Origin of the sequence: Coprococcus sp. AF51-11b1 (assembly GCF_027682785.1) — a bacterium.
GTDB lineage: Bacteria > Bacillota > Clostridia > Lachnospirales > Lachnospiraceae > Allocoprococcus > Allocoprococcus comes.
On record NZ_JAQCZB010000011.1, the window covers coordinates 1 to 23132 of the forward strand.

Sequence of the window (23132 nt, forward strand, 5' to 3'; positions counted from 1 at the left end):
GGCAAATTTCAAAAAGTATTTTGGGAATAAACGCCCTACACCAGAAGAATATATTTATAAGATTACCAAAAAGACAAAAGTGTAATACAAAACAAATGCTGTAAGGGGGATTGTATTATGGAACATTTTAAGCGAAATTCTATACAATCATACACTACCTAATAGCATTTTACTAAAAACTAAATATTTTATAGCTCTAATAGCTCGTATAAAACTATATGTTTTGTGCGGGCTTTTTTCATGCCTAAAAAATTTTTTAAATTTTTTCGGTTTCAACTTAACAAATCACACCTGCCGTTCCCTATATGGTGTGGAAAGAGGGATAACTACTTTTCACGTCGTAACGGAAAGGGGGTGAGATTGATGAAACCGTCTGACTTCCAGAAAACAGTTCAATGCCGTTTTGAAAGTTGTTTGAAGAAAGTTGTCCGACATGTTGTTAAGGACTATCAGAAGAAATTAAAACGACGACAAAAGGAAGAAACACTCTTTTGTGAACTTCCAGAAATCGTTGTAGAAAATCTGGCTGTCTGGGACGACTATGATACGGACTATACGATTTTCAACGTATGCGGTAATGATATTCGTGTCTATGATGATGAATTGGCAGAAGCCTTGAAACAGTTGTCCGAGCGTAACCGTGAAACTTTGCTGATGTATTACTTCTTGGAAATGAACAACGAAGAAATTGCAAAAAAGCAGAATATTTCCAGAAGCGGTGTATTCCAAAATCGGCATAACTCATTGGCACTTATGAAAAAATTACTAAAGGAGAAACAGTAAAAATGAAACAAACATTTAAAAAGCCGTCTTACTACTTGCTTTCGCAGGCAATGGACGGGGACGAAAAAGCGATTGAAAAGATACTGGCATTTTATGACCCGTACATATCAAAGTGCTGTTTGCGTCCACTCTATGATGAATACGGCAATGTCTATATTGTCGTAGATATGGAGTTAAAGGGACTTATCAGAGAAGCACTTATCAAAATGATTTTGGACTTTGATATTCCGTTAGAAACCGAAGAATAACAAGCAGTAACCGCAGAGCATGATTTGTTCAATCCCCTCTTTCCTGCTCTGCCCCTGCTTTTATATGAAAGCAATACGCTTTCGCCACAGCTCTTTGACAACTGAATAAAGCAGACAGATACGTTTGTGAGATAGCGAGCCACGGGGACTGTACGCCACGACCTTTTCAAAAGAAAGCGAGCGACCCACGCAGTGATCCGAGAGCGACTGTTGGAAAAGTTGTTTTGCCACGACCTATCCTCACAGAATAATGATACGTCCGCATGGTGCGGTTCTGCCCACAAGAATGGGAATAGTTGAGATACTAACGGAGCTTTCCAAAGCCGTCTGTCTGCTTCTGTAACATTGTGAAAAATACGCATATTGGATAAGCCTATGTGCGTATGTTGAGAATAGATAGCTGACTAAGGGGGCTGATAACTTGGCTAAAAAAGAACCTGCACAATATATCGTAGAACGGGAATTTTTAGGTAAATTTTCCGTAGAGGAATTGCTTGTCCGTATCGTGAAATCTCATGTAAAAAAAGGACTATCAAGAGGGTAAAACCCTTGAAAACAATGGAAAGAAGCCGTACTTTATGGTATAATATTATCATAGGTACGGCAGTTGAATAGGTGGAAAAATGATTTATCAAAAAGGTTCAAACTTATTTAACGTGGCTATTTATATCAGATTATCACGAGAGGACGGAGATAAGGAAGAAAGCGATAGTGTAGGAAATCAGAGAAAACTTTTAACAGAATATGTGAACAAGCATGATGACTTTATCTTATATGATGTTTATATTGATGACGGTTTTACGGGAACGAATTTCAATAGACCAGACTTTCATAGAATGATTGCTGACATTGAAGATAACAAGGTAAATTGTGTTGTTGTAAAAGACCTTTCCCGTTTCGGACGAGATTACATTGATACGGGGCGATATTTGGAAAGAATATTTCCAGAGCTTAATGTTCGTTTTATTTCTGTAACAGATAATATTGATAGTATGAAGCAGGCATACGATATGTTACTTCCTATTAAAAATATATTCAACGAACAGTATGCCAGAGATATTTCTAATAAAATTCAAGCGACTGTAAAATCAAAGCAGAAAGCAGGAGAATTTATCGGAGCTTTTACAAGTTATGGTTATAAGAAATCTCCTGCAAATAAAAATAAACTTGTGATTGATGAATATGCGTCCGAAGTTGTAAAAAGAGTATTTACTATGTATGCACAAGGAATAGGAAAACAAAGCATTGCCAAAATACTAAATGCAGAGGGTATCCTTTGTCCGTCAGAATATAAAAAGCTCAACGGCGAAAATTACAAAAATTGCAACCGTTTAGAGAAAACTTCTTACTGGACGTATTCCACGATTAAAGTGATGTTACAAAATGAGCTTTATATTGGAAATATGGTACAAGGAAAGAAACATCAACGTATGAGAAGCAAACAGCGTCCAGTTGAGAAAGAAAACTGGATAAGGGTTGAAAATACACATGAACCGATTATAGACCGTCAACTGTGGGATAAGGTACAAAAACTGCTGACGAAAAAACATAGGGATATTGATTTAGAAACAAATAAAAATATCTTTGCAGGTTTTATCAAGTGTGGCGATTGTGGTCGGGCAATGATGAAAAATTTCTGGCGACGTGCTGACGGAAGTAAGTCCTATTCATTTTATTGTGGAACTTACAAAAGAAGTGGAAAAGATTATTGCACTCCGCACACGCTCCCGTTTCAAGTATTGAATGATATTGTGCTGGGAGATTTAAAGCAGATTATCCGCAATGTAGAGAACTTGCAGGAACTTGTAAAATCACAATCTTTCACAGCAACAAAAATCAGAAAATCAACAGACATAGAACTGACAAAGTTAAAAGCAGAGCTTGAAAGAGTGAAGAAGTTGAAAAAGTCAATTTATGAAGATTATAAAGACGAACTGATTTCTAAAGAAGAATTTCTTTCTTATCGAGAGGACTATCAACAAAAAGAAACGCTTTACTCCAAACAGATTGAAACGCTGGAAGAAAAGAAAAAGGAAAGTGTAACAGAAGATGTTTTTGAAACACCGTGGTTAAGGCGGTTGTTGGAACTGAAAGACATTGAAGAATTAGACAGAGATATTATTGTGGAAATGATAGACCAGATAACAGTTTATGAAAACCGCAAACTTAAAATCTCATACAACTTCGGAAATGAGCTGGAACATTTATTTTCAAGCGTTTACTGTGAGGACTTGGAGAAAAAGGCTATCTAATCTCAATACATTTCTAACTCCCCATATATACTGGGGAATACATATCAAAATTTGCGTAAACTACAATCAGCACACGGAGGACGTGATCCGGGAGCTGTGTATAATGGTCGCCAGGAAAAGGATGATGTACTGAAGCTGGTGCTTGCGATCGGAGAAATTTTACAAAACAGCGGAATTGATGTGGAATACACACGGACAACGGATATTTATGAGACACCTTTCCAGAAAGCAACAGAGGCAAACGAAGCCGGTGTGGATTTCTTCATATCGATCCACCGGAATTCCAGTCCTCTTGCCAATCAGTACATGGGTGTGGAAAGCCTGATCTATAACCTTTCCGGCATCAAATATGAGATGGCGGAAAATATCAATGCACAGTTGGAGACAGTTGGGTTCAAGGATCTCGGAGTAAAGGCGCGCCCAAATCTGGTTGTCCTTCGCCGTACAAAAATGCCGGCGCTTCTGATCGAAGTCGGTTTTATCAATTCTGATTCTGACAACACTCTTTTCGATAAGAACTTCAATGATATTGCGCAGGCAATTGCAGATGGAATCCTGGATACGCTGGAAGAAAAAGGGCTCTGGAAACCAGAAGGTGCAAGAAACCGTTCGACCGCATCGGAATCCGGAAGGACTTCTTCTGACGCAGATACTTCTGCTTCCGTTTCTCCTGCTGACGATTCTACAAAATCAGATGTTGGTACCCTGACAAATTCAGGCTCAGTCCCTGATTCTCCTTGTACGTCAGACTCTGCCCACATGAATCCGTCTGATGAAAATACAGATTCCGAATTTCCTAATTCTTCTCCATCTGTAACCTACAGTGTGCAGGTCGGTGCATTCCGAAATCCGGCGTATGCCAGACGGCTTCTTAATGAACTGACCGAAATGGATTTTCCTGCCCGGATTGATGACAGCAGCCAGTATGACCGGGTTCTGGTCGGTCAGTTCGATGTATTGAATGATGCTGCCATGATGGAACGAAGACTAAAACAGAGCGGATATCCAACTGTGATCGTGAGCTTTTCTGAAGAAGTCTGAATCTTTTTACTCGTTATTCTCAAAAAAGTTTTGAGTATAAAATAATATTTTCATGTCTTATCCCGGACACCAAAGATATTCCATTCAAAACGAAATTTTTCGAGATTGCTTTCAATAACAACGGGTTTTATACTTATATACCAAACACAAAAAACAAAGGAGGAAAATGATATGTCACCGAGAAACACAGCGAAAGCGGATATTGTCCTGAAAAATTTCTGGAAAGACAATGCGCATTTCGCAGATTTGTTCAATGCAGTCTTGTTTGACGGGGAACAAAAGCTGCACCCGGAAGATCTCAGGGAAGCTGATGTAGATCTTTCATCTGTCCTGAAATTCAACGGACATATAGAAACAATCCAGCGGCTGAGAGATGTCGTAAAAAAGACAGCCTATGGAATGGATTTTGTGATCTGGGGTATTGAAAACCAACAGAAAATCCACTATGCAATGCCACTAAGACATATGATAGAGGATGCACTTTCATACTTAAAAGAGTATAATGAAATTGCAAAAAAGAATCTGGATGAAAAGACCACAAATACAAAAGATGAATTTCTATCCAGATTCAAAAAAACAGACCGGCTGCATCCTGTAATCACTCTGTGCATTTATTACGGAGAAAAGGAATGGGACGGGACAACCAGTTTGAAAGAAATGCTGGAACTGCCAGACTATCTTGAGAATCTTGTGCCCGATTATAAGATGAACCTATTACAGCTCAGAAACAGCGAAAATCTAAAATTCAAAAATAAAGATGTCCAGACAATATTTGATGTAAGCCGGTTGATTTATGGCAAAAATTATGGCAAAATTACAAGTATCTACAAAGATCAAAATCTTACAAATGAGTTAGGAATTGTAATTGGCGCAATCACCGGCTCGCAGGAACTGATAAACTATGCAGCGTCAGAAAAAGAAGGAGGTCAATTTAATATGTGTACAGCTTTAGATGAATTAATAGAATCCGGAAAAGAAAAACTGCTTACCGAAATGGTTGAAAAAAAACTTGCCAAAAATAAAACTCCAGACACGATAGCAGATGAACTGGAAACAGATATTTCCATAATCAATAACATTATCGAGAAAATTGAAAAAAGTGCATAATCAGCACATTATGGTTATTTTATCCATTACACCGTGTAATTAATGAAAAATCTCATTTTCTAAAAAAGATCCTGTATAAAACCACTGCCTAAACAAGCTTTGATTTTAGCAGGATCTTTTTATCATCTCACAAAAACACACTTATATTTCTATCTCATCACTTATCTCGGCATCCCTTTCTCCTCATCCGCAACATACTCGAAGAAATCAAAGTCCGCATAATGCTTATGCAGCACTCTGTCCGCGCAGGTCAGTCCTACAAATGTTCCTGTAAACTCACCATATTTGCAGTATTCATCCGAGAATTTTGTTGTATCAAATGGTCCGCCGATTTTCACAAACTGCTCTCCGTCATAGCTCCACTCGAACCAGGACTTTCTCCCCTCAATATTCAGCCGCAGATAGATCGGCACATCCTCTACCGGAATGCGGGTATTCAGAAGTTCTGTCTTGGTTCCATTTTCCAGATGGATGATGGAAAGTGCACTCTGTCCCAGTGTCTGGCTGTAATATTTACGAAGGTTGATGTAGTTCATGTTGTCATAATACATGATCAGTCCGGCGCTGTGCTGATGGGTTTCCGGCTTGAATTCCATTTTGGTTGTCACCCTTGCATAGACGCTGGTCAGCTTTCTTGCCAGAATACTTACTTTGTTCAGAGAGGTTCTGGATTCCTGTCCGCGAATTCTCACATAACCCGGGCGAGCCTTCACATCTGCAAATCTCTGCGGCATGATTCTCGGCGCATAGTACCAGTTGCCAAGCTCTTCTCCATCGAAATCATCGAATGACGGAATCTGCGGAACCGGGTACTCCGGAAGCCTGCTCTCTTCCACATACTCTTTTGCAAGATTGTCATCATCATACATCCGAAGCCATCCGTCTTCTGTCCACTTCATTTTCTGGATAGCAGTCTCACGTCCCAGTGTACAGCGCAGCTCCGGTGCAAATGGTCTTGCGCACAGATGGACAAGATACACTTCTCCAAGGGAAGTTTCCACATAGCTTGCATGACCGGATTTCTGAAGAACGCTGTCCGGATTATAATATTTCGGTTTCAGATGATCCGGATCCTGACGTTCATAAGATATGCCCGGTACACTCGTTACGATTGGGTTCATCGGATCGCCTTCATATGGTCCCCATACATTTTTTGACCGTCCCATGGTAACACAGTGATTGTATCCGGTTCCACCTTCTGCGCACATAATGTAATAATAACCATTTCTCTTGGTCAGATGTGGTGCTTCGATACATCCCCGGTCGGTCCCACCGTTCCAGATATGCTTTGGATATCCGATCACTTCCTGCTTCTCTGGTGAATATTCGATCATGCAGATTGCTCCCGGCTTCTCATAGCCTTCACGGGTCTCCCACTCCAGAGATACTACCCATTTTCTTCCGTCATCATCGTGGAACATGGAAGCATCAAATCCTGCTGAATGCAGATAGACCGGTTTGCTCCACGGTCCGCGGATGTCTTTTGCCGTAATCACATAATTGTCCACATCAAAGTATCTTGCGTTCATGGAATTCATCACTCCATATACGACATAGAACAGATCCTCCTGCTCGCAATAAGTCAGGCACGGTGCCCAGATTCCCTTTGCTGACGGAAGCTTTTTCAGATCGACTTCTTCGTCATCTGTCAGTACATGTGTGTACAGTTCCCAGTTCTTCATATCCTTGGAATGGTAAACCGGGATTCCAGGCATCCATTCAAATGTTGATACTGCTATATAATAATCGTCCCCTTTTCTGCAAATGCACGGGTCCGGGTTAAATCCTTTGAAAATCGGGTTATGAATCATGATTTCTCCTCCTATATGACCAGATGCCGTTCTCTTTTTCTCTGGCATCCCATTATCACCTTGCTATTAAAATCGGTCAGAACATTTCTGGATTCCAAATATCCTTCTGCCTTTACACCCTCGGGAACCAGCCAAAGTCCACACATCTTCCAAGATCCCAGCTGTCCCATCCGGTCCAGCCTTTGTCATTAACCGTATCGGTCAGCAGCTTATAGCTCCAGTAGAAATATCCGCTTCCTGTATTCCATGCCGCAAGCTGCGCTTCTGCCACTGCCTGATAGATTTTTTTCTTTTCTTCATCACTTACGGAACTTTCCACTTCCCCGTCCAGACCATTCAATACGGACTGTCCTCCTTTGGTATCCCATCCACAAGCCAGAGAATTGAACAGGCACCATTCTCCGCAGATCACCGGGAAATATTCTTCCATTTCCTGAATATCTTTCTGAAAATGTTCTCTGATATACTTCAGATATCCTTCCATTGTCTGCTCGCAGCCATTTGCCTCTGCAACCATCAGATACTGATGGGTATCCAGGACTACATTCTTGTACTTTTCTTCCTGCATGTAGCCCTTCCATGCTTTCAGTTCAAATCCGTCGTGAATGACCACATATTTCTCTTCCGGCATATATTTCCGGATTCTGTCGTATGCGTCTTTGTAAAATCCTCTGAGAAAATCAAGTGTCACCGGACCGGAACCCTCTGCCAGCTCAGGATCAACTGCAGGATATCTCTCCGGTACCTTCATGGTTTCCCACATATTTTCTGTCACCGGTTCATTGATCACTTCAATTCCCCATAAGCCTTTTCTTTCCCCGTAACGCTCTGCCAGACGCTCCAGTACAGACAGGACAAATTCAACCTCTTCCGGATGCTTTGACCATTTACATACGCCGCAAATTCCTCCGTTGTCAAATCCATTCTGACCAAGCGGAGCGGTATGAAGATCGATCAGAATCTGTAAGCCATACGCTTCTGCCCAGTTAAATGCCTTGTCCAGTTCTTCGATACATCCGATAAATGGTTCTCTGTCGCCAAATATAAAATACGGAACCGGAATCCGGACAGCTTCCATTCCCATCGATTTGATCGTCACAAAATCACGTTCTGTAATATATTCGGAACGGTGAATCTTAATTCTTGCCTCATACACTTCTTTGGAAAGCTGTCTCGGCAGATAGTACTCATCTTCCGCTGTTGTTCCTGCAAATAACGCCGGACTCATCCATTTTTCCAGTACCAGCCAGTTTCCAAGATTGACTCCTTTAACTTTCATGATCCTTACCTCTCTTACTTCTTTATCCGCAGAGACACCCGCCTTTCGCCGATGCCTCTTTTCATTCAATGATTTTTTTATTTTGTCTGACGTGCTTTTAAATCTGCAATGATCTGCGGGAACTCTTTATCCAGTTTCCAGAATTTCATGATGATCAGACCACATACATAAACAGCGATCGGAATCCATACGAAGCAGACTTCGATTGAACGGAGTGCGGATGCACTCTGAACAGCTGCATCTCCTACATATCCGCCAACCTCCAGGATCATTCCAAGAAGTGCAGAACCAATACCATTTCCAATCTTATATCCAAAGCTGCATGCACTGTTTACCAGACCTTCTGTACGATATCCGGTCTTCCACTCACCATAATCGATGGTATCTGAAACCATTGCCCACATAGTTGCTCCGCCACATGCATTACCGATTCCACGTATCACACTGGAGACCACGATTCCTGCCATAGAGCCACCCACGAAATTCAAAAGCAGCATTCCGATAATATCAAGTACCAGACCGATTGCAAATACATTTCTCTTACCAAGACGTTTTACCAGCATTGCAATGAAGAACATTGCAAGAATCTGTACTACATTGAAAATTCCGTTGATCGTTGATACCAGATTTCTGTCACCTAAAATATCTTTTGCATAGTAAACGGTTGCTCCACCATTTACAGAGTACATTAAGAAGAATAATGCAAGCATTCCGGTCATCATGATCCAGTATTTATTCTTAAATAAAGCTTTGATTCCTTCTTTAAACGGTACATCTTCTACCTTTCCGTCTTCCCCTGCCGATGCCGGTTTTACACGTTCTTTTGTTCCGAAGAAGTTGATCAGGAAAGCTGCAACGGCTACCAGACCGAATACGCAGAAGGTCTCTGTCCATGCAGAAGCATTATTTCCAAATGTTTCAACTAAAGGTAACGTAAATGTATTGATCGTCAGGGTTCCTGCAGTTGCCAGCAGGTTTCTGAAAATACTTAATACCGATCTTTCATATGGATCCTGTGTCATCAGTGCGTTCAATGCAGAATATGGTACATTGATTGCTGTATAAATAACGGTAGATACCAGATTATACGTAATAAAGACATAAACTAATTTCGGTGTTGCCGCCCAGCTTGTAGGTACAGAAAAAAGTAAAATACCTGAAACTGCAAAAGGGATACACATCCGAAGAAGCCATGGTCTTGCTTTACCAAATCTTGATTTTGTACGATCCACGATCACACCCATGATAATATCACTGATACCATCAAAAATTCTCGAAACCATCATGATGGTTCCAACAGCCAGTGCACTTACCTTTGCATAATCTGTATAATAAAACAGTAAGAAAGCTGACATCGCCGTATAAATAATATTGCATCCAAAATCCCCACATCCGTAGGAAAATCTTTCCACCACCTTTGAAAAGGTCAATTTGTTCTTTGAATTCATCTCTCTATTCCTCTTTCAGCATATTTTTTTCATCCGTTTTGTTCTTTGCGCACTGAACATCCTTTTGTTTACGCTATTATAGTATCATATCCCATCTGGTGTGAATAGGTCTTATCCTCTGCAAAATATAGGTCGATATTCTCTTTTTATTTCTCTAAAATTATGATATACTTGGCTTTAGTAAGATCAGTGTTTTCTAAAACAGGAAGGAAGAAAAATTTATGTCATCAACGCATTCTCCTCATCTGCTTTTCAGTCCCAAAAAGAAAAGCAACAGCAACGAAAACAATCATTCCTTCTCTTATGAAGTCATCTCTACTTTAGAATCAACGGGTGTCCATTTTCGAACCTCTATTGATCCCGGAAGCTATGTTCCGGCTCATTTACATCATGCAATAGAGATCATTTATCTATTAGAAGGAAATCTGACTGTCATCATGGAATCTTCTGTTCGTGAGTATCATGCCGGGGAGTGTATCCTGATCAATTCGGATATTATTCATTCTACAAAGTGTACCTCTCCGAACAAAGCAATTCTCTTTCAGATACCACTCTCCTTTCTTTCTCTGTATCTCCCGGATGCCGACCAGCTGGTATTCAATCTGGAAAACCCGGAAGAAAGTGCTGTCCGCCGGACAAAACTCGATATCTTCAAAGAGACGCTGGTTCAGATGCAGATTGCAAATGATATCCGTCCGGAAGGCTTTATCCTGCGTTTCAACAGTCTGCTCTTTGAAATTCTTTTCCAGCTATATCATAATTTCAGTATCCGTGTTGTTCATGGAAATCAGACACAGAGAGATAAAGACCGCGCAAGACTTGACACGATCTTAAATTACATCCGTCAAAACTATAAACAACATATCAGTATTGAGGAAATTGCAAATATTGCCTATTTGCAATCCGGCTATTTTTGCCGTTTCTTTAAAAAATGTATGGGAATTACCTTTCTGGAATATCAGAACGAATTAAGACTTTCTTATATTTACCAGGATATTCTTTCGACTGATGATTCCATCAAAGATATTTTGGAGCGCCATGGATTTACAAATTATAAATTATTCCGCCGAATGTTCTTTGAACATTTCGAGATGACACCTACCGAGGTCAGGAAAAACAGAAATGCTACTTAATCAAAACAAAAAGAACAGAAAAGATTCTCAGATACCAAAATCTTTTCTGTTCTTTTTTGTATATTATAAAGGATAGATTAGTACCTCCTCAGAGGTCATGTGTCCCCCTTGATAAAAGGGCTCAGTTCATTAAGGGCGAATGCTCTTTGCCAGTTCTTTCGCTTCTTTTGTCAGATTACAGATTTTCTCGAATTCGCCGTTTTTGATCAGATCTGCTTTTACCATCCAGCTTCCGCCGCAGCAGATGATCTTGTCAAATCCCAGATAATCTTTCAGATTCTGTGTTCCGATTCCACCTGTCGGCATAAAACGGAGCTGATTGTATGGTGCTGCCATTGCTTTGATCATAGCCACTCCACCTGCAGGTTCTGCCGGGAAGAATTTAACTACTTTCAGTCCTCTTTTTACTGCCTGTGCCACTTCGGATGGTGTCACACATCCCGGGAAGATCGGAATTTCTTTTTCCAGACAGTAATTTACGATTTCAGTATCAAATCCAGGACTTACGATGAATTTTGCTCCTTCCTTAACAGCAGCATTTCTCATAAAATCCGTTTTCCTTGAGTTCCTCTAAGTTTTCTCCAAGCCTGTAAACGAACCTGTCTATCAGTTCCTTGATAGAAAACGCGCTGAAAGAAAACCATACCTTGTTTACATGACCGCTGGTACCAATAAATTCTTACGAATCTACTATGGCAAGGTTAAGGAGTGCTTACGCAACTTAGAGCAATCTCAAATCGAAGAGTCTTAAATATCAAACGATTATCACCTCCGTTAAGCTAGCCGTTTTGGGTAGCCTATTTCTTGTGCCTATTTTTCAACTCTTAAATTCTTCAAAAAGTACTTGACTTTTTATTAGTAGGCTTTCCTGCCGAAAATATAAAAACCACAGAAAAGATACGTTAATCCTTATTTGTGTCATTTCTCGGGGCGAAAATCGGGGTAAATATCCCTTTCTAAGCCTTTCAAAAAAGCACATAAGTTATTTGTACTAACCTGTGGTTATGTATTGAATTATGGGTTTTGGGTAACAAAAAACACCGTATTTCTACGGTGCGTTCTGTCAGATATATTCTGTTTTATGATAGCAGAAAACTGGAATTCACAGTTCTTCCATCCTTCCCATCTTCAGCGCCATAACAAGAGTTCCGGCTGCCATCATAAAGACACCAATTTCAATCACATAGATGGGAAGAAGCGCCGGACCTGCCACGGCAAAGAAGTCCACGATAAAATGAATCCCATATGCAAGAACCGCTGTAAAAGCCGCTGTCCTGCATTTGCCTGCCTTTACCGCCCGGTAGATCAGCAGTGACAACCCGATATGCAGAATGATGGCACTGATTCTTTCGATTCCGCTTACAAAAAAGAGTGGTGCCGGTGTTGTCCATAAGGCCGACAGCTGTGACACGGTCTGGTTTGCAGACTCAGCAGGAAGTGCCGCCAGCGTATTCTGCATGGCTCCGCTGTTGATCATCAGCATGGACACAAGATTGCTGATTCCGGAGAGTCCTCCGATCAGAATGGCCTCCACACCGCCATGCCCGATTCCATACATCAGTGCATTTGGAAAATCCAGCCATTTCTTCATCCAGAACTTCATGGCAATCAGTCTTCCGGTCTCTTCAAAAACCGCTGCAGCCAAAGCCGCGTACACATAGTAAAGCCATGGCCTGCTCTGTGCGTTCAGTCCGCAGAACTGAATGACAAGAGCATGCAGCTGCTGCTCCAACAGCATGGCAAACAGCAGATAGGTTCCTGCTCCGATAAAGAACGAGGAAATCCTTGCCTTAAGCTTCACCCCTCCTGCAATGAACAAAGCAATCGGTACCCCCATCGAGAGGACAACGGAGCAGATAACTCCCGCTATCGCCAGACCTGATATTGTGTTCAATTCCATCTTTATACCTCCCTGATTCTCAAAAAATTCCTTTATTGTATTTGAACTGTCCATACAATATAAAGCCTAATCCGACAATAACTGCTGGAAGAATGATATAATCTATAATTATTTCACTCCAAAACGAAACAATAAAACCTAATACAAGAGATATTCCTATAATCAGCGTTCCTGTGCCGACTGTTTTTCCATACTTTGGTATATCTTCTTCCTTTACTTTTCGCCTGTTATAAGAGTGAATTGTGCTGATATTGCCTTTGATATTTACAATTCCCAAAACAGATATGAACACTCCCAAAATCAACATTATAATATTTTCCATAATGACCTCCTAAAAATAGAATAGTTCCTCAAATTTTTTGTCCAATGCAATACAAAGAATTAGAGCCAATTTTGCAGTTGGATTAAACTGTCCTGTTTCAATAGAACTAATGGTATTTCTTGATACCCCTACCATTTCTGCAAGCTGAGCTTGAGAAAGATTTGCTTCTGTGCGAACTTCCTTTAAGTGATTTTTCAGTTGTAATTGTTCTTTCATATTCTCACCTCTAAAAGATGGCTAACAAATCCAACAAATGCCAAAATGGAAAGCACAAAAAACAGAACAGTCAAGACTAAATCGCTCTTTCGCTTCATTTTGATAAAACGAACTAACCATTGTGTTGCAATAATGCTGAAGTATATAACCCACGGACTGTAAATCATAGTATGAGCAAGCACAGAAGATAACAGCGAAAGCAAACAACACACTAAAGCACCAACTCTACTTGCGTGACTTCCGGCTTGATATACCACTTCCATTTCAGCCAAGTCCTTATTGCGATGTTCTTTTCTGCTTGCATTTAAGATTTCGTCCTTTTTCATAAAAACACCTCCATGCCAAGTTTTCTTTGCGTATTTTAATTATACACATACCAAGTTTTCTTGTCAATAGAGTTCATAAAAAAGTTACAACCGATATAAGAGATAACTTTTCTACCACTTCGATTATACTCACGACTTAATGACTTCTTGAATACTTGCCGAAAAAGAAAAACTGCCATCGGTTTGACAGCAGTTCTTCTTCGGTTGGTATCAGTTAGGAATACATAATATCATTCAATACAATCTCATCGGCACAGGCTCGAATGTTATTCATCAATCCTATTCATCTCATCATATCCGTTGCTTTTCTGCATGCCCAGGTTACAATCTCCGGTTCGATCATCAGACGTACATCAAACAGATCCAGTGCCAACCGATAACGGTCCTCCACGTTTCCAAACCCGAGAACATCATTTTCCATATAAATGGTACTGATGACATAAGTTCCGTCTCCTCTGCGCACTTCCAGCACGCCTCTTGTGACCAGCCCTTTAACCGCCTCTCTTACCGTACTTCGTCCAACTTCAAATAATTCTGTCAGTTCACCTTCCGTAGGTATCCTCTCTCCTATTTTTACCGGTTTGTCCAGAATATACTTCATCAGCCGGTCCTCTGTCTTCTGTCCCAGTGTCCGTTTTACACCTTTTCCGTTTTGCTGCATTTCGTCACCTCCTGCTTATCCGCTTTCTCAAATTTTAGCATTTGTTTTTTCTCTTTTCAACTCTGCATTGCCTGCCCTTCTCATTTTTGCTATACTGTCAATGTAGTTTTACGCCATAGTTTCCGGCGTATCGTTATTTTGACTCAGGAGGAAATTTATGATCAAATTAGTTGCAAGTGATCTGGACGGCACTCTGCTTCACAACTATCAGCAGACTGTGCCGAAAGAAATATATGATACGATTAGAGCACTTCATGAAAAAGGGATCATCTTCACTGCCGCAAGCGGACGCCAGTATGCCAATATCCGCAGACTTTTCGCTCCTCTCGGCTTCGACATTCCATATATCGCTGAAAATGGTTCCATGTGCGTCTATAAAGAAGAGGTACTCGCCACCGGTCTGACTCCATCCAAAACCATCCGGCATATTCTGGATGCCCTGATGGAATACCGGAAGATCTATCACACCGGACACTGTATCCTTTCTGTAAAAGATACTTATTACAGCGACTCAACCGATGAACGCTTCATTGATTATATGGAAAATGATATGCATAACATCGTTACCTACGTGCCGGATCTGTATGCGATCAAAGAACCGATCATCAAAGCAGCCATCTGTGATTTTGGTGGCACAAAGAATCTGGAACCCTTCTTCCACAAAAGAATCGGGGATGAAATCCGCGTTGTAACTTCTGCGGATCACTGGATTGATTTTATTGCGCCAAATGCAAATAAAGGAACGGCACTGAAAGTTCTAATGGAAAAATTCGGGATCAAAAAAGAGGAATGCATCTGCTTCGGAGACCAGCAGAATGATATCGAGATGCTGAAAGCTGCGGGAACAGCGTATGTCATGGCAACCGGCCATCCTCTCGCCAAAAAGGCGGCAGATTACGTTGTGGAATCACCTTTGCCGGTGATGCAGGGGTTGTTGTAGAGTGAAAATGGGGACGCTGCAGCTAAATAATTTTCTGAAACGAACAGCGCAGCTGAATGTTTCCGTCTTGACGGCATTTGAGACTTTTAGGGAATCTTAGGTTTTGAGAAGATGCGTTAGGGGAAGAAATCCACACTGTCTGAGCGACAGCGAGTTTGTGGATTTCTTCCCCTGTTTTTAGCATCTTTTCAAAATTTTAGAGTCCCTTAATGCCTCAAGCCTGTCCGGCAAGATGGAAACATTCAGCTGCGCGTCCCTTTTGAACCAGCAAGCCTATATAACTCCCCCTATGCGTTCTCCCATCTTCACAATGGTTTCTGCTCCCTGCAACGTGTTCCGGATCAGATCACTGTCTGGCAAGACTTTATCTGGTTCCAGGAGCAGCACAACCGTTGAACCTCCGAATTCAAATCTTCCTTTTTCTTCGCCGCGTTTTACCTGGCAGCGTTCTTTTTTATAATTCCGGATCTTTCCGACCATCAGTGCACCGACTTCCATCATCAGGATGGTGCCAAGTTTTTCATTTTTTACAAGACAGTATTCTCTGCTGTTCATTTTGTAGATCGGGCAGATATCATTTGCAATCGGATTTACAGTGTGAAAAATTCCCGGAATCCTTCTCTGATAGGTCTTTTCTCCATCTGCCACGTAACAGTATCTATGGTAATCGTCTACTGTAAGACGGATCACTACCGCCCAGCCTCCCATATAATGTCTGGCAAGCTTTGCATCGCGAATGAGGCTGTGTGTTGTATATGGAGTATGTTTAATGAAGAATTGTCCGTTTTCGTGAATTGGATAGACACTCACTTTCCCATCACATGGACTGATCAGTACGGTATCTTCCCTGTTAACCGGGCGTTCCTCAGCTTTTATTTTTCTGGTAAAGAAATCATTATAGGAATCAAATTTCTGTTTTTCATATTTGTTCAGATCGATCCCGTGGGTTCTGGCAAATAGTCCGGCAAAAACAGCGGATACTTTTGTATTCAACAGCTTCCCTCCCAGTCTGGATACTGCCGGTAAAAGAAGCGGGCGCATCAGTACTCTGGTTGCTGTATGGGTATACACAAATTTTAAAAACTTATCCTGACTGGTTGTCTTTTTTATCCGATGACCTTCTCTGTCCATGTAATACATTTCATTCCTCCTCTGCCGCTGACCGTCTGCCTGCTAAATCATACTCATATAACGCATATAATGTCTGACCAGGATGCCAATTACTGCCATTGCTACGATTACTACAATTGCTCCCATTGTTAGATTCTTTGGCTTCCTGAACTTAAAATTTGTAATAAATAAAATGCCGACCACCAGCATGACCACATGAAGCGCAAGCATAAATTCACAACCTAAAAATGGTTTTAAGACAACCACAAGCGGAAGTGCGATTGCCATGGATGTGATTGGGAGCCCCTGATAACATTCTCTTTTCTCTGCTGTTTCTTCCTGACGCTGTTCTTCCATCACATTGAACCACGCAAGACGGATCAGACCTGCAAGTACATAAAACATCAGGATTGCCACACCGATCACACCGCGCATTCCGAAACAGTAACAAAGAACAGCCGGCGCAACTCCGAAGCAAACAATATCGCTTAACGAATCAATCTGGATTCCGAAACGCTTTTCCACTTCTGTCCGGTTCTTTTTTGTTCTTGCAATCTTTCCATCAAACATATCACAAAGGCCGGAGATTGCAAGACACATTACGCCCAGATGCAGATGCCCGTTTACTGCAAACATCATTCCTCCAATTGATACCATCAAACTGACATATGTAAGTACTACCGTATAATCATAAACCCCTAACATTCTATCTCCCTCTTTCTTCCAATTGTAAAATTTGCTACGATCGTAAGCAAGGCGCTCAGCCCCAGCTCTGTATAATATCCAATCCCACGGCTCAGGATCATTCCCGGCAAAAGAAGCCGTTTTCCGAATACCGGAATAAAAATCATGGCAAATAATTTTTCACTGATTCCCATACCTCCCGGCAGAGGAAGCATATCTACCGATACCGCAATGACCGCCTGCAGTGTAATGACTGCGACTGCTTTTGCACCTCCAAGCCCAAATGCCTTATATACAAACCATGTAGCTGTAAACAGCGCAAACCGCTGGAACATGGTGATCGCAAATACATTCACGATCACCTGCTTGTGTTCCTTCAGAAAAACTGCTGTATCCCGGTACTGATCCATGGATGCATTCAGCTTTTCAATACGCGCCTCCTTATGGTGTAGAAAGTGCAGCTTTTCAAGCAGTGCCATTCCTTTTACCAGAATTTCTCTTGCAAGCCGCGGATGGAACACCAGCACCAGCATCGCTGTCACGCAGAAAACATTCAGAGCTGTCCCCAGATAAAAGATATGCCGGATACTCCAGAGATATTTATGGATAAATCCTTGTCCGAACAGTACCAGCCACAATCCGACAACCACCAGTACCAGTTTATAAGTGATCGTAACGATCATCAGCACCAGCGTCGAAACCGGTATTGGTATCTTTTCTTTTTTCATATAATAAATCTGTGCCGGCTGTCCTCCAGATGCCGAAGGTGTGATACAGCTGAAGAAGAATCCAACCGATGAAAACAGAAAACATGTCCATTTTTTCAGCCGGATTTTCAGTGTCCGCATCATATAATAGATAATGATCGATTCTCCCCAGATAAAAACCACAACACAGATCACTCCCGGAATCAGCCATAATACATTGACCTGTTCCAGGATCTTCACAATCTCACCAATATCTTCCCCATGAAATACGCCATACATTGTACCAGTAAATACCACCAGCAAAAATATGACATTGAAGATCGTCTTCTTTTTATTTTCCATCTCTCCTCATTCCTATCCGGTTTCCAAGTTTATTTGCTATTTTTTCTGTCAGACGCCGATAAATCTGCCATCCATTTGTCCGTCTGCTGATCTGCCAGGTTACTTCTGCAAGAAGAATTCCTGCTGCTGCATCCTGCCATACATGCTGCCTAAGCGCCAGTGTCGATATCACGACCAGTATCGTCATCAGGACAGAAAAAGCTTTATACCAGTTGGAAATCTTCCGGTTCTTCCTGACCGCAATACAGCTGAACCAGCTTGCCATGCAGTGAATGGACGGAAACAGGTTGATTGGCTTATCAACTGTATACAAAAACCGTACTGCCTGCGTCCAGATATCCGTCCCTGTCAGAACCGGCCTCGTATTCGTGGTCGGATAAAAAATAAAGCACAGCATACATACCAGCCGCGCATAAAAATCCGCAGTAAAAAACTGGTATTTCACCTTCTCCTCCCGCATCGATGCCATGAAATAGTTCACTACCCAGAAAAGATAACACCCAAAATAAATAATAATAAACTGTGGCATAAAAGGAATCACTTCATCCGCCGGACCAGAAAGATTATGAGTCTTGATTCCCGTCCGTAATAGCGGCACTCCCCAATATACCACAGCATTCATACAAAATGTAATAATAAGTGGAATTATAGTTTTTATTTTCTTCATACAATCTATACTATACATAAATAAAAAAATAGCAATAGTCTTTCGCAATTCTTAAAGAAAAAAGTTCTGTCTCTTAAGAAAACAGAACTTTTTTCTTTTATATTTCTTTATTTTTACAGAACCTTTGACAGGAATTCCTTTAAACGCTCATCCTTAGGATTTGCAAAGAACTCTTCCGGAGTTCCCTGCTCTTTTACTCTTCCTTCATCCACAAACATGACACGGTCAGCAACCTCTCTTGCAAATCCCATTTCATGTGTAACAACAACCATGGTCATGCCTTCCTGGGCAAGCTGTTTCATCAGCTCCAGAACCTCTCCAACCATCTCCGGGTCCAGTGCGGATGTCGGCTCATCAAAGAGCATTACATCCGGGTTCATGGCAAGGGAACGCACGATCGCGATCCGCTGCTTCTGTCCACCGGAAAGCTGTGACGGATAAGAATCTGCCTTCTCTTCCAGTCCAACCCTCTTAAGAAGTACTCTTGCTTCTTTTTCTGCCTCTGCTTTATCCTTTTTCAGGAGCTTGATCGGAGCCAGTGTGATATTTTCAAGAATCGTCTTATGTGGGAAAAGATTAAAGTGCTGGAACACCATTCCCATCTTCTGACGATGTTTGTCGATATCTACCTTTGCATCTGTAATATCCACACCTTCAAAATAAATATGACCTCCGGTCGGTACCTCCAGAAGGTTCAGGGAACGGAGGAATGTAGATTTTCCGGATCCTGACGGTCCGATGATTACCACAACTTCTCCTTTGTGGATCTCTTCTGTAATTCCATTCAGTGCATGAAAATCGCCAAATGCTTTCTGCAGATTTTCTACACGGATCAATACATCTCCATTAGTGGTCACTGTTCCTTAGCCTCCTTTCCAGCATACTTACCAGTTTACTGAAGATCATAACCATAACCAGGTAAATGATCGCAACTGCCATCAGCGGCATAAGCGCATCGTAGGTTCTGCTTCGGATGATATCTCCGCCCTTTGTCAGATCCTGAAGGGCAATATATCCGGCAACAGAAGTCTCTTTTAAGAGAACGATAAATTCGTTTCCAAGTGCCGGAAGGACATTTTTAAACGCCTGCGGCATGATAATATAGATCATTGTCTGACGATAATTAAATCCAAGGCTTCGTCCTGCCTCAAACTGTCCGTTATCAACTGCCATAATACCGGAACGGAAAATCTCAGCAACATAAGCACTGGAGTTCATACCAAATGCCAGAATCGCTACGATCGTCTTACTGACATCCACACTTGCAAAAATTACAAAGTAAATGATAAGCAGCTGTACAACAACCGGTGTACCACGGATGACCGTGATGTAAATCTGGCAGATCAGATTCAGGAGCTTCAGCTTGCCGGTCTTATCGTATGTGGAACGGACAATTGCCAGAAGGAATCCGAGAACTACACCGATCAGGACAGCACAAAAGGTTACAATTAATGTAACCTTAAGTCCGTCTGCAATGTAGTGCCATCTGTCATCTTTTATAAAATTCATTATAAATCTTGCTTTAAAATCACTCATAAGACACCACCAGTCTGTACCCGATTAGTCTGTAATATATTTTGCAACGATTTTATCAAATGTTCCATCTTCTTTTAACTCTTTGATCGCATCATTGACTTTCTTAACCAGATCATCATTACCTTTTTTGATTGCCAGTGCATAATCTTCTTCTACATAAGAAGTCTCCAGGATCTTCAGACCTTCATTTTCTTCTACGAATGTCTTAGCCGGCTGGTTATCAATGATCACTGCATCGATCTTGCCCTGCTGCAGAGCCTGTACAGCTTCCATACCTTTGTTGAAACGCTCTACATTATCATCACCGAAATCATCTGTAGAATAAATATCCCCTGTTGTTCCCTGCTGAACACCAATCTTCTTTCCTTTCAGATCATCCGGTTCTGTAATATCACTGTCATCTGTTACAATGATAACCTGAACTCCTGTATAATAGCTGTCAGAAAAATCAACCTGTGTAGCACGGTCTTCTGTTACAGTCATACCTGCTGCTCCGATATCTGCTTTTCCGCTCTGAACAGCCGGGATAATAGAGTCAAATGCCATATCTTCGATCTTCAGATCCATTCCAAGCTTGTCAGCGATTGCTGCTGCGAATTCTGCATCGATTCCGACAACTTCATCTCCGTCATAGTATTCAAATGGTGGGAATTCTGCGTTTGTAGCCATAACAAGCTTTTCTTTCTTGTCTGATTTTGCAGAGTCACTCTTTGATGAATCACTCTTTGATCCACATGCTGCAAAACTGAACACACATGCACATGCAAGTACAACACTGATTACTTTTTTCATTTTCATAATACCAACCTCCAAATTTTATCCATTTCCCCTATTCTATCATGTTATAAAGAAAAAACAAAGTGGGTTTTTATACATTTTTCTGCATAAATTCCCACCTTTTTTCGTGATTATTCTCTTTTAGCCGAAAATCAGGAAATAAAGAAGTACCAGAACTCCAAGTACAATACGGTAATAGCCGAATGCCTTAAAGTCATGCTTCTTGATATATCCCATCAAAAACTTGATCGCAAATACGGATACGAAAAACGCTACCAGGCATCCCACAAGCAAAATGACCACTTCGATCGCGGTATAATGGAATCCGAATTTGATAACCTTTAAGATACTTGCTCCGAACATAACCGGGATCGCAAGGTAGAAGGTAAATTCTGTTGCCACATAGCGGGAAGTTCCGATGAGCAGTGCTCCAAGGATGGTTGCTCCTGAACGTGAAGTACCCGGGATCAGTGCCAGGACCTGGAAACCTCCGATGATCAGTGCCATCTGATAGGTAAGCTCTGTCAGCTTTGTAACCTGCGGTCTGGTGTGTTCATTCTTTTTCTCGATCAGAATGAAGAAGATACCATAAATGATCAGCATCAGTGCAACAACTACATAATTGTAAAGATACTTGTCAAGGATATCATCAAATAACAGCCCGATCACAGCTGCCGGCAGACAAGCCACAACGATTTTGCACCACAGGTTGATTGTATTTCTCTTCTGCTTCGCTGATTTTCTCTTTGAAAACGGATTCAGCTTATTGAAATACAGAACAACGACCGCCATAATTGCACCGAGCTGGATCACAACACGGAACATACTGTTGAATTCATGACTTGTACTCATATGTAAGAACTGCTCTACCAGAATCATATGCCCTGTACTACTGATTGGAAGCCATTCTGTGATACCTTCCACGATACCCAGAATGACAGCAATTAAAACATCTAACATTTTGACCTCTTTCTATCCCCTCTCGGGATTCAATACAAATTTTTCAATGGCAGCCGCCACGCCATCCTCCTCATTGGACAATGTGATATAATCTGCCACCTCTTTTACTTCATCTGCTCCGTTTGCCATCGCAACACCAAATCCGACTTCTTTTAACATCATCAGGTCGTTGTTGCCATCCCCGCATGCCATGATCTCTTCTCGTTCAATTCCAAGAAGCCTGCCAAGCTGAATCAGTCCCATTCCTTTGTTAACTCCCGGTGCATTGATCTCCAGATTCGTTCTCATCGAATCACTGATGCTTAAATTCCCAAGCTCCATGATCCGCTGCTTTGCTTCCAGCCGTTCGTCCTGGCTCTTAAAAAGTGCATGGATCTTATCCATCTCATGCCCATTCATCTCTTCCATCTTCTCCCAGAGACTCTTAATGCCTTTGCGGGTGGTTCGGATATAATCTGCCATCGCAGGATTCCGCAGATACTCTCCGACTTTCAAAAGTTCATCTGCCTGTACGAAACCTCTTCCATCAAAATAGATCTCCTTGAACGTATCATAATCTCCAAAAATCTTAAGGATCGCTGCTCCCATCTCATAAGAGAGCATATTGGCATAAAGTACTTTGTCTTCCTGTAAATCCAGGATCCTTCCGCCGTTCGATGTCAGTGCGTACCTCATCCCCGGGAAATTCCGGAGTACTTCCGGGATCCCTGTCACCGGACGCCCTGTTGCAACCAGTACTGTTACCCCCTGGTCGATCGCACGTGTAAGTATTTCTCTTGTATGACTGGTCAGTTCTTTCTTATCATTCAGTAAAGTACCATCCAGATCAAGCCCTATCATTTTTATCTTTTTCATGAATAATTCCCTCATTTATGGTAAAGC

At 41.5% G+C, this 23132-nt stretch carries 25 protein-coding genes and 2 pseudogenes; 9 read left to right on the forward strand and 18 right to left on the reverse strand.

The window, feature by feature from the left end; genetic code table 11:
- The first annotated feature begins 363 nt into the window (after positions 1-363).
- The 6 genes from PGY05_RS11265 to PGY05_RS11290 all read left to right on the forward strand — a co-directional run bounded on the left by PGY05_RS11265 (position 364) and on the right by PGY05_RS11290 (position 5431).
- A complete protein-coding gene (locus PGY05_RS11265) occupies positions 364-783 on the forward strand; it encodes an RNA polymerase sigma factor (protein ID WP_015552791.1) in 420 nt (139 codons plus the stop codon).
- A gap of 2 nt (positions 784-785) precedes the next feature.
- Positions 786-1031 (forward strand): helix-turn-helix domain-containing protein, encoded by a 246-nt coding sequence (locus PGY05_RS11270; RefSeq protein ID WP_117614269.1) that lies wholly within the window; start codon positions 786-788, stop codon positions 1029-1031.
- Between the two features lie 421 nt (positions 1032-1452).
- Positions 1453-1575, forward strand: coding sequence for a hypothetical protein (locus PGY05_RS11275; protein ID WP_002323371.1), 123 nt, complete (start codon positions 1453-1455; stop codon positions 1573-1575).
- A gap of 79 nt (positions 1576-1654) precedes the next feature.
- Positions 1655-3283, forward strand: a complete 1629-nt coding sequence (locus tag PGY05_RS11280; protein ID WP_005428627.1) for a recombinase family protein — start codon at positions 1655-1657, stop codon at positions 3281-3283.
- A gap of 51 nt (positions 3284-3334) precedes the next feature.
- Positions 3335-4324: an N-acetylmuramoyl-L-alanine amidase gene (locus PGY05_RS11285; protein ID WP_270475940.1), complete on the forward strand. Its 990-nt coding sequence runs from the start codon at positions 3335-3337 to the stop codon at positions 4322-4324.
- A gap of 171 nt (positions 4325-4495) precedes the next feature.
- Positions 4496-5431, forward strand: a complete 936-nt coding sequence (locus tag PGY05_RS11290) for an Rpn family recombination-promoting nuclease/putative transposase (RefSeq protein WP_156337676.1) — start codon at positions 4496-4498, stop codon at positions 5429-5431.
- A gap of 161 nt (positions 5432-5592) precedes the next feature.
- Here the strand turns inward: PGY05_RS11290 and PGY05_RS11295 are convergent, their stop codons facing one another.
- The 3 genes from PGY05_RS11295 to PGY05_RS11305 form a co-directional block, all read right to left on the reverse strand.
- The gene (locus PGY05_RS11295) at positions 5593-7290 is read right to left on the reverse strand and encodes a glycoside hydrolase family 43 protein (protein WP_330673003.1); all 1698 of its coding nucleotides are present in this window, start codon (positions 7288-7290) and stop codon (positions 5593-5595) included.
- 64 nt (positions 7291-7354) lie between these two features.
- Positions 7355-8521: a glycoside hydrolase family 5 protein gene (locus PGY05_RS11300; protein WP_055262216.1), complete on the reverse strand. Its 1167-nt coding sequence runs from the start codon at positions 8519-8521 to the stop codon at positions 7355-7357.
- 77 nt (positions 8522-8598) lie between these two features.
- Positions 8599-9969 carry an MFS transporter gene (locus tag PGY05_RS11305; RefSeq protein WP_270475941.1) on the reverse strand — a complete coding sequence of 457 codons (1371 nt, stop codon included), beginning with the start codon at positions 9967-9969 and terminating at the stop codon, positions 8599-8601.
- Between the two features lie 221 nt (positions 9970-10190).
- Between PGY05_RS11305 and PGY05_RS11310 the strand changes: the two genes are divergently transcribed.
- Entirely contained in the window at positions 10191-11102 is a 912-nt protein-coding gene (locus PGY05_RS11310) for a helix-turn-helix transcriptional regulator (protein ID WP_270475942.1), read from the forward strand.
- 129 nt (positions 11103-11231) lie between these two features.
- On the opposite strand, the pseudogene eda reads toward PGY05_RS11310, so the two are convergent.
- A pseudogene (gene eda / locus PGY05_RS11315) lies at positions 11232-11636 on the reverse strand (bifunctional 4-hydroxy-2-oxoglutarate aldolase/2-dehydro-3-deoxy-phosphogluconate aldolase); the annotation flags it as partial.
- A 52-nt stretch (positions 11637-11688) separates the two neighbouring features.
- Between eda and PGY05_RS16690 the strand changes: the two are divergent.
- Positions 11689-11853, forward strand: a pseudogene (locus tag PGY05_RS16690) (IS110 family transposase); the annotation flags it as partial.
- A gap of 351 nt (positions 11854-12204) precedes the next feature.
- Here PGY05_RS16690 and PGY05_RS11325 read toward each other — a convergent pair.
- The 5 genes from PGY05_RS11325 to PGY05_RS11345 all read right to left on the reverse strand — a co-directional run bounded on the left by PGY05_RS11325 (position 12205) and on the right by PGY05_RS11345 (position 14527).
- Positions 12205-13002: a YhfC family intramembrane metalloprotease gene (locus PGY05_RS11325; protein WP_270475943.1), complete on the reverse strand. Its 798-nt coding sequence runs from the start codon at positions 13000-13002 to the stop codon at positions 12205-12207.
- 19 nt (positions 13003-13021) lie between these two features.
- On the reverse strand, positions 13022-13324 hold the full coding sequence (locus PGY05_RS11330; protein WP_008372645.1) for a hypothetical protein: 303 nt from the start codon (positions 13322-13324) through the stop codon (positions 13022-13024).
- A 9-nt stretch (positions 13325-13333) separates the two neighbouring features.
- Positions 13334-13540, reverse strand: coding sequence for a helix-turn-helix transcriptional regulator (locus PGY05_RS11335; protein WP_003865061.1), 207 nt, complete (start codon positions 13538-13540; stop codon positions 13334-13336).
- Entirely contained in the window at positions 13537-13866 is a 330-nt protein-coding gene (locus PGY05_RS11340; protein ID WP_005608366.1) for a DUF6442 family protein, read from the reverse strand. Before PGY05_RS11340 ends, PGY05_RS11335 begins: the two co-directional genes overlap by 4 nt.
- A 283-nt stretch (positions 13867-14149) precedes the next feature.
- Complete coding sequence (locus PGY05_RS11345; RefSeq protein ID WP_330673004.1) at positions 14150-14527, reverse strand: FadR/GntR family transcriptional regulator; 378 nt, start codon at positions 14525-14527, stop codon at positions 14150-14152.
- A 157-nt stretch (positions 14528-14684) separates the two neighbouring features.
- Here PGY05_RS11345 and PGY05_RS11350 point away from each other — a divergent pair, with 157 nt between their 5' ends.
- The gene (locus PGY05_RS11350) at positions 14685-15467 is read left to right on the forward strand and encodes an HAD family hydrolase (protein WP_270475944.1); all 783 of its coding nucleotides are present in this window, start codon (positions 14685-14687) and stop codon (positions 15465-15467) included.
- A 273-nt stretch (positions 15468-15740) separates the two neighbouring features.
- Here the strand turns inward: PGY05_RS11350 and PGY05_RS11355 are convergent, their stop codons facing one another.
- From PGY05_RS11355 to PGY05_RS11395, 9 genes are all read right to left on the reverse strand, one after another.
- Positions 15741-16607, reverse strand: a complete 867-nt coding sequence (locus tag PGY05_RS11355; RefSeq protein ID WP_270475945.1) for a phosphatidylserine decarboxylase — start codon at positions 16605-16607, stop codon at positions 15741-15743.
- Between the two features lie 33 nt (positions 16608-16640).
- Positions 16641-17282: a CDP-alcohol phosphatidyltransferase family protein gene (locus PGY05_RS11360; protein ID WP_270475946.1), complete on the reverse strand. Its 642-nt coding sequence runs from the start codon at positions 17280-17282 to the stop codon at positions 16641-16643.
- Entirely contained in the window at positions 17276-18310 is a 1035-nt protein-coding gene (locus tag PGY05_RS11365; RefSeq protein WP_195367888.1) for a lysylphosphatidylglycerol synthase transmembrane domain-containing protein, read from the reverse strand. The genes PGY05_RS11360 and PGY05_RS11365 overlap by 7 nt, the downstream gene beginning before the upstream one ends.
- Positions 18300-18932: a phosphatase PAP2 family protein gene (locus PGY05_RS11370; RefSeq protein ID WP_270475948.1), complete on the reverse strand. Its 633-nt coding sequence runs from the start codon at positions 18930-18932 to the stop codon at positions 18300-18302. Before PGY05_RS11370 ends, PGY05_RS11365 begins: the two co-directional genes overlap by 11 nt.
- Before the next feature lie 158 nt (positions 18933-19090).
- Positions 19091-19834: an amino acid ABC transporter ATP-binding protein gene (locus tag PGY05_RS11375; RefSeq protein WP_008372631.1), complete on the reverse strand. Its 744-nt coding sequence runs from the start codon at positions 19832-19834 to the stop codon at positions 19091-19093.
- A complete protein-coding gene (locus tag PGY05_RS11380; protein WP_008372629.1) occupies positions 19824-20513 on the reverse strand; it encodes an amino acid ABC transporter permease in 690 nt (229 codons plus the stop codon). The genes PGY05_RS11375 and PGY05_RS11380 overlap by 11 nt, the downstream gene beginning before the upstream one ends.
- A gap of 24 nt (positions 20514-20537) precedes the next feature.
- Entirely contained in the window at positions 20538-21311 is a 774-nt protein-coding gene (locus tag PGY05_RS11385) for a basic amino acid ABC transporter substrate-binding protein (RefSeq protein WP_008372628.1), read from the reverse strand.
- Positions 21312-21431: 120 nt separating this feature from the next.
- Positions 21432-22250 carry an undecaprenyl-diphosphate phosphatase gene (locus PGY05_RS11390; RefSeq protein WP_022220164.1) on the reverse strand — a complete coding sequence of 273 codons (819 nt, stop codon included), beginning with the start codon at positions 22248-22250 and terminating at the stop codon, positions 21432-21434.
- Positions 22251-22262: 12 nt separating this feature from the next.
- A complete protein-coding gene (locus PGY05_RS11395; protein ID WP_270475950.1) occupies positions 22263-23105 on the reverse strand; it encodes a Cof-type HAD-IIB family hydrolase in 843 nt (280 codons plus the stop codon).
- Between the last annotated feature and the right edge of the window lie 27 nt (positions 23106-23132).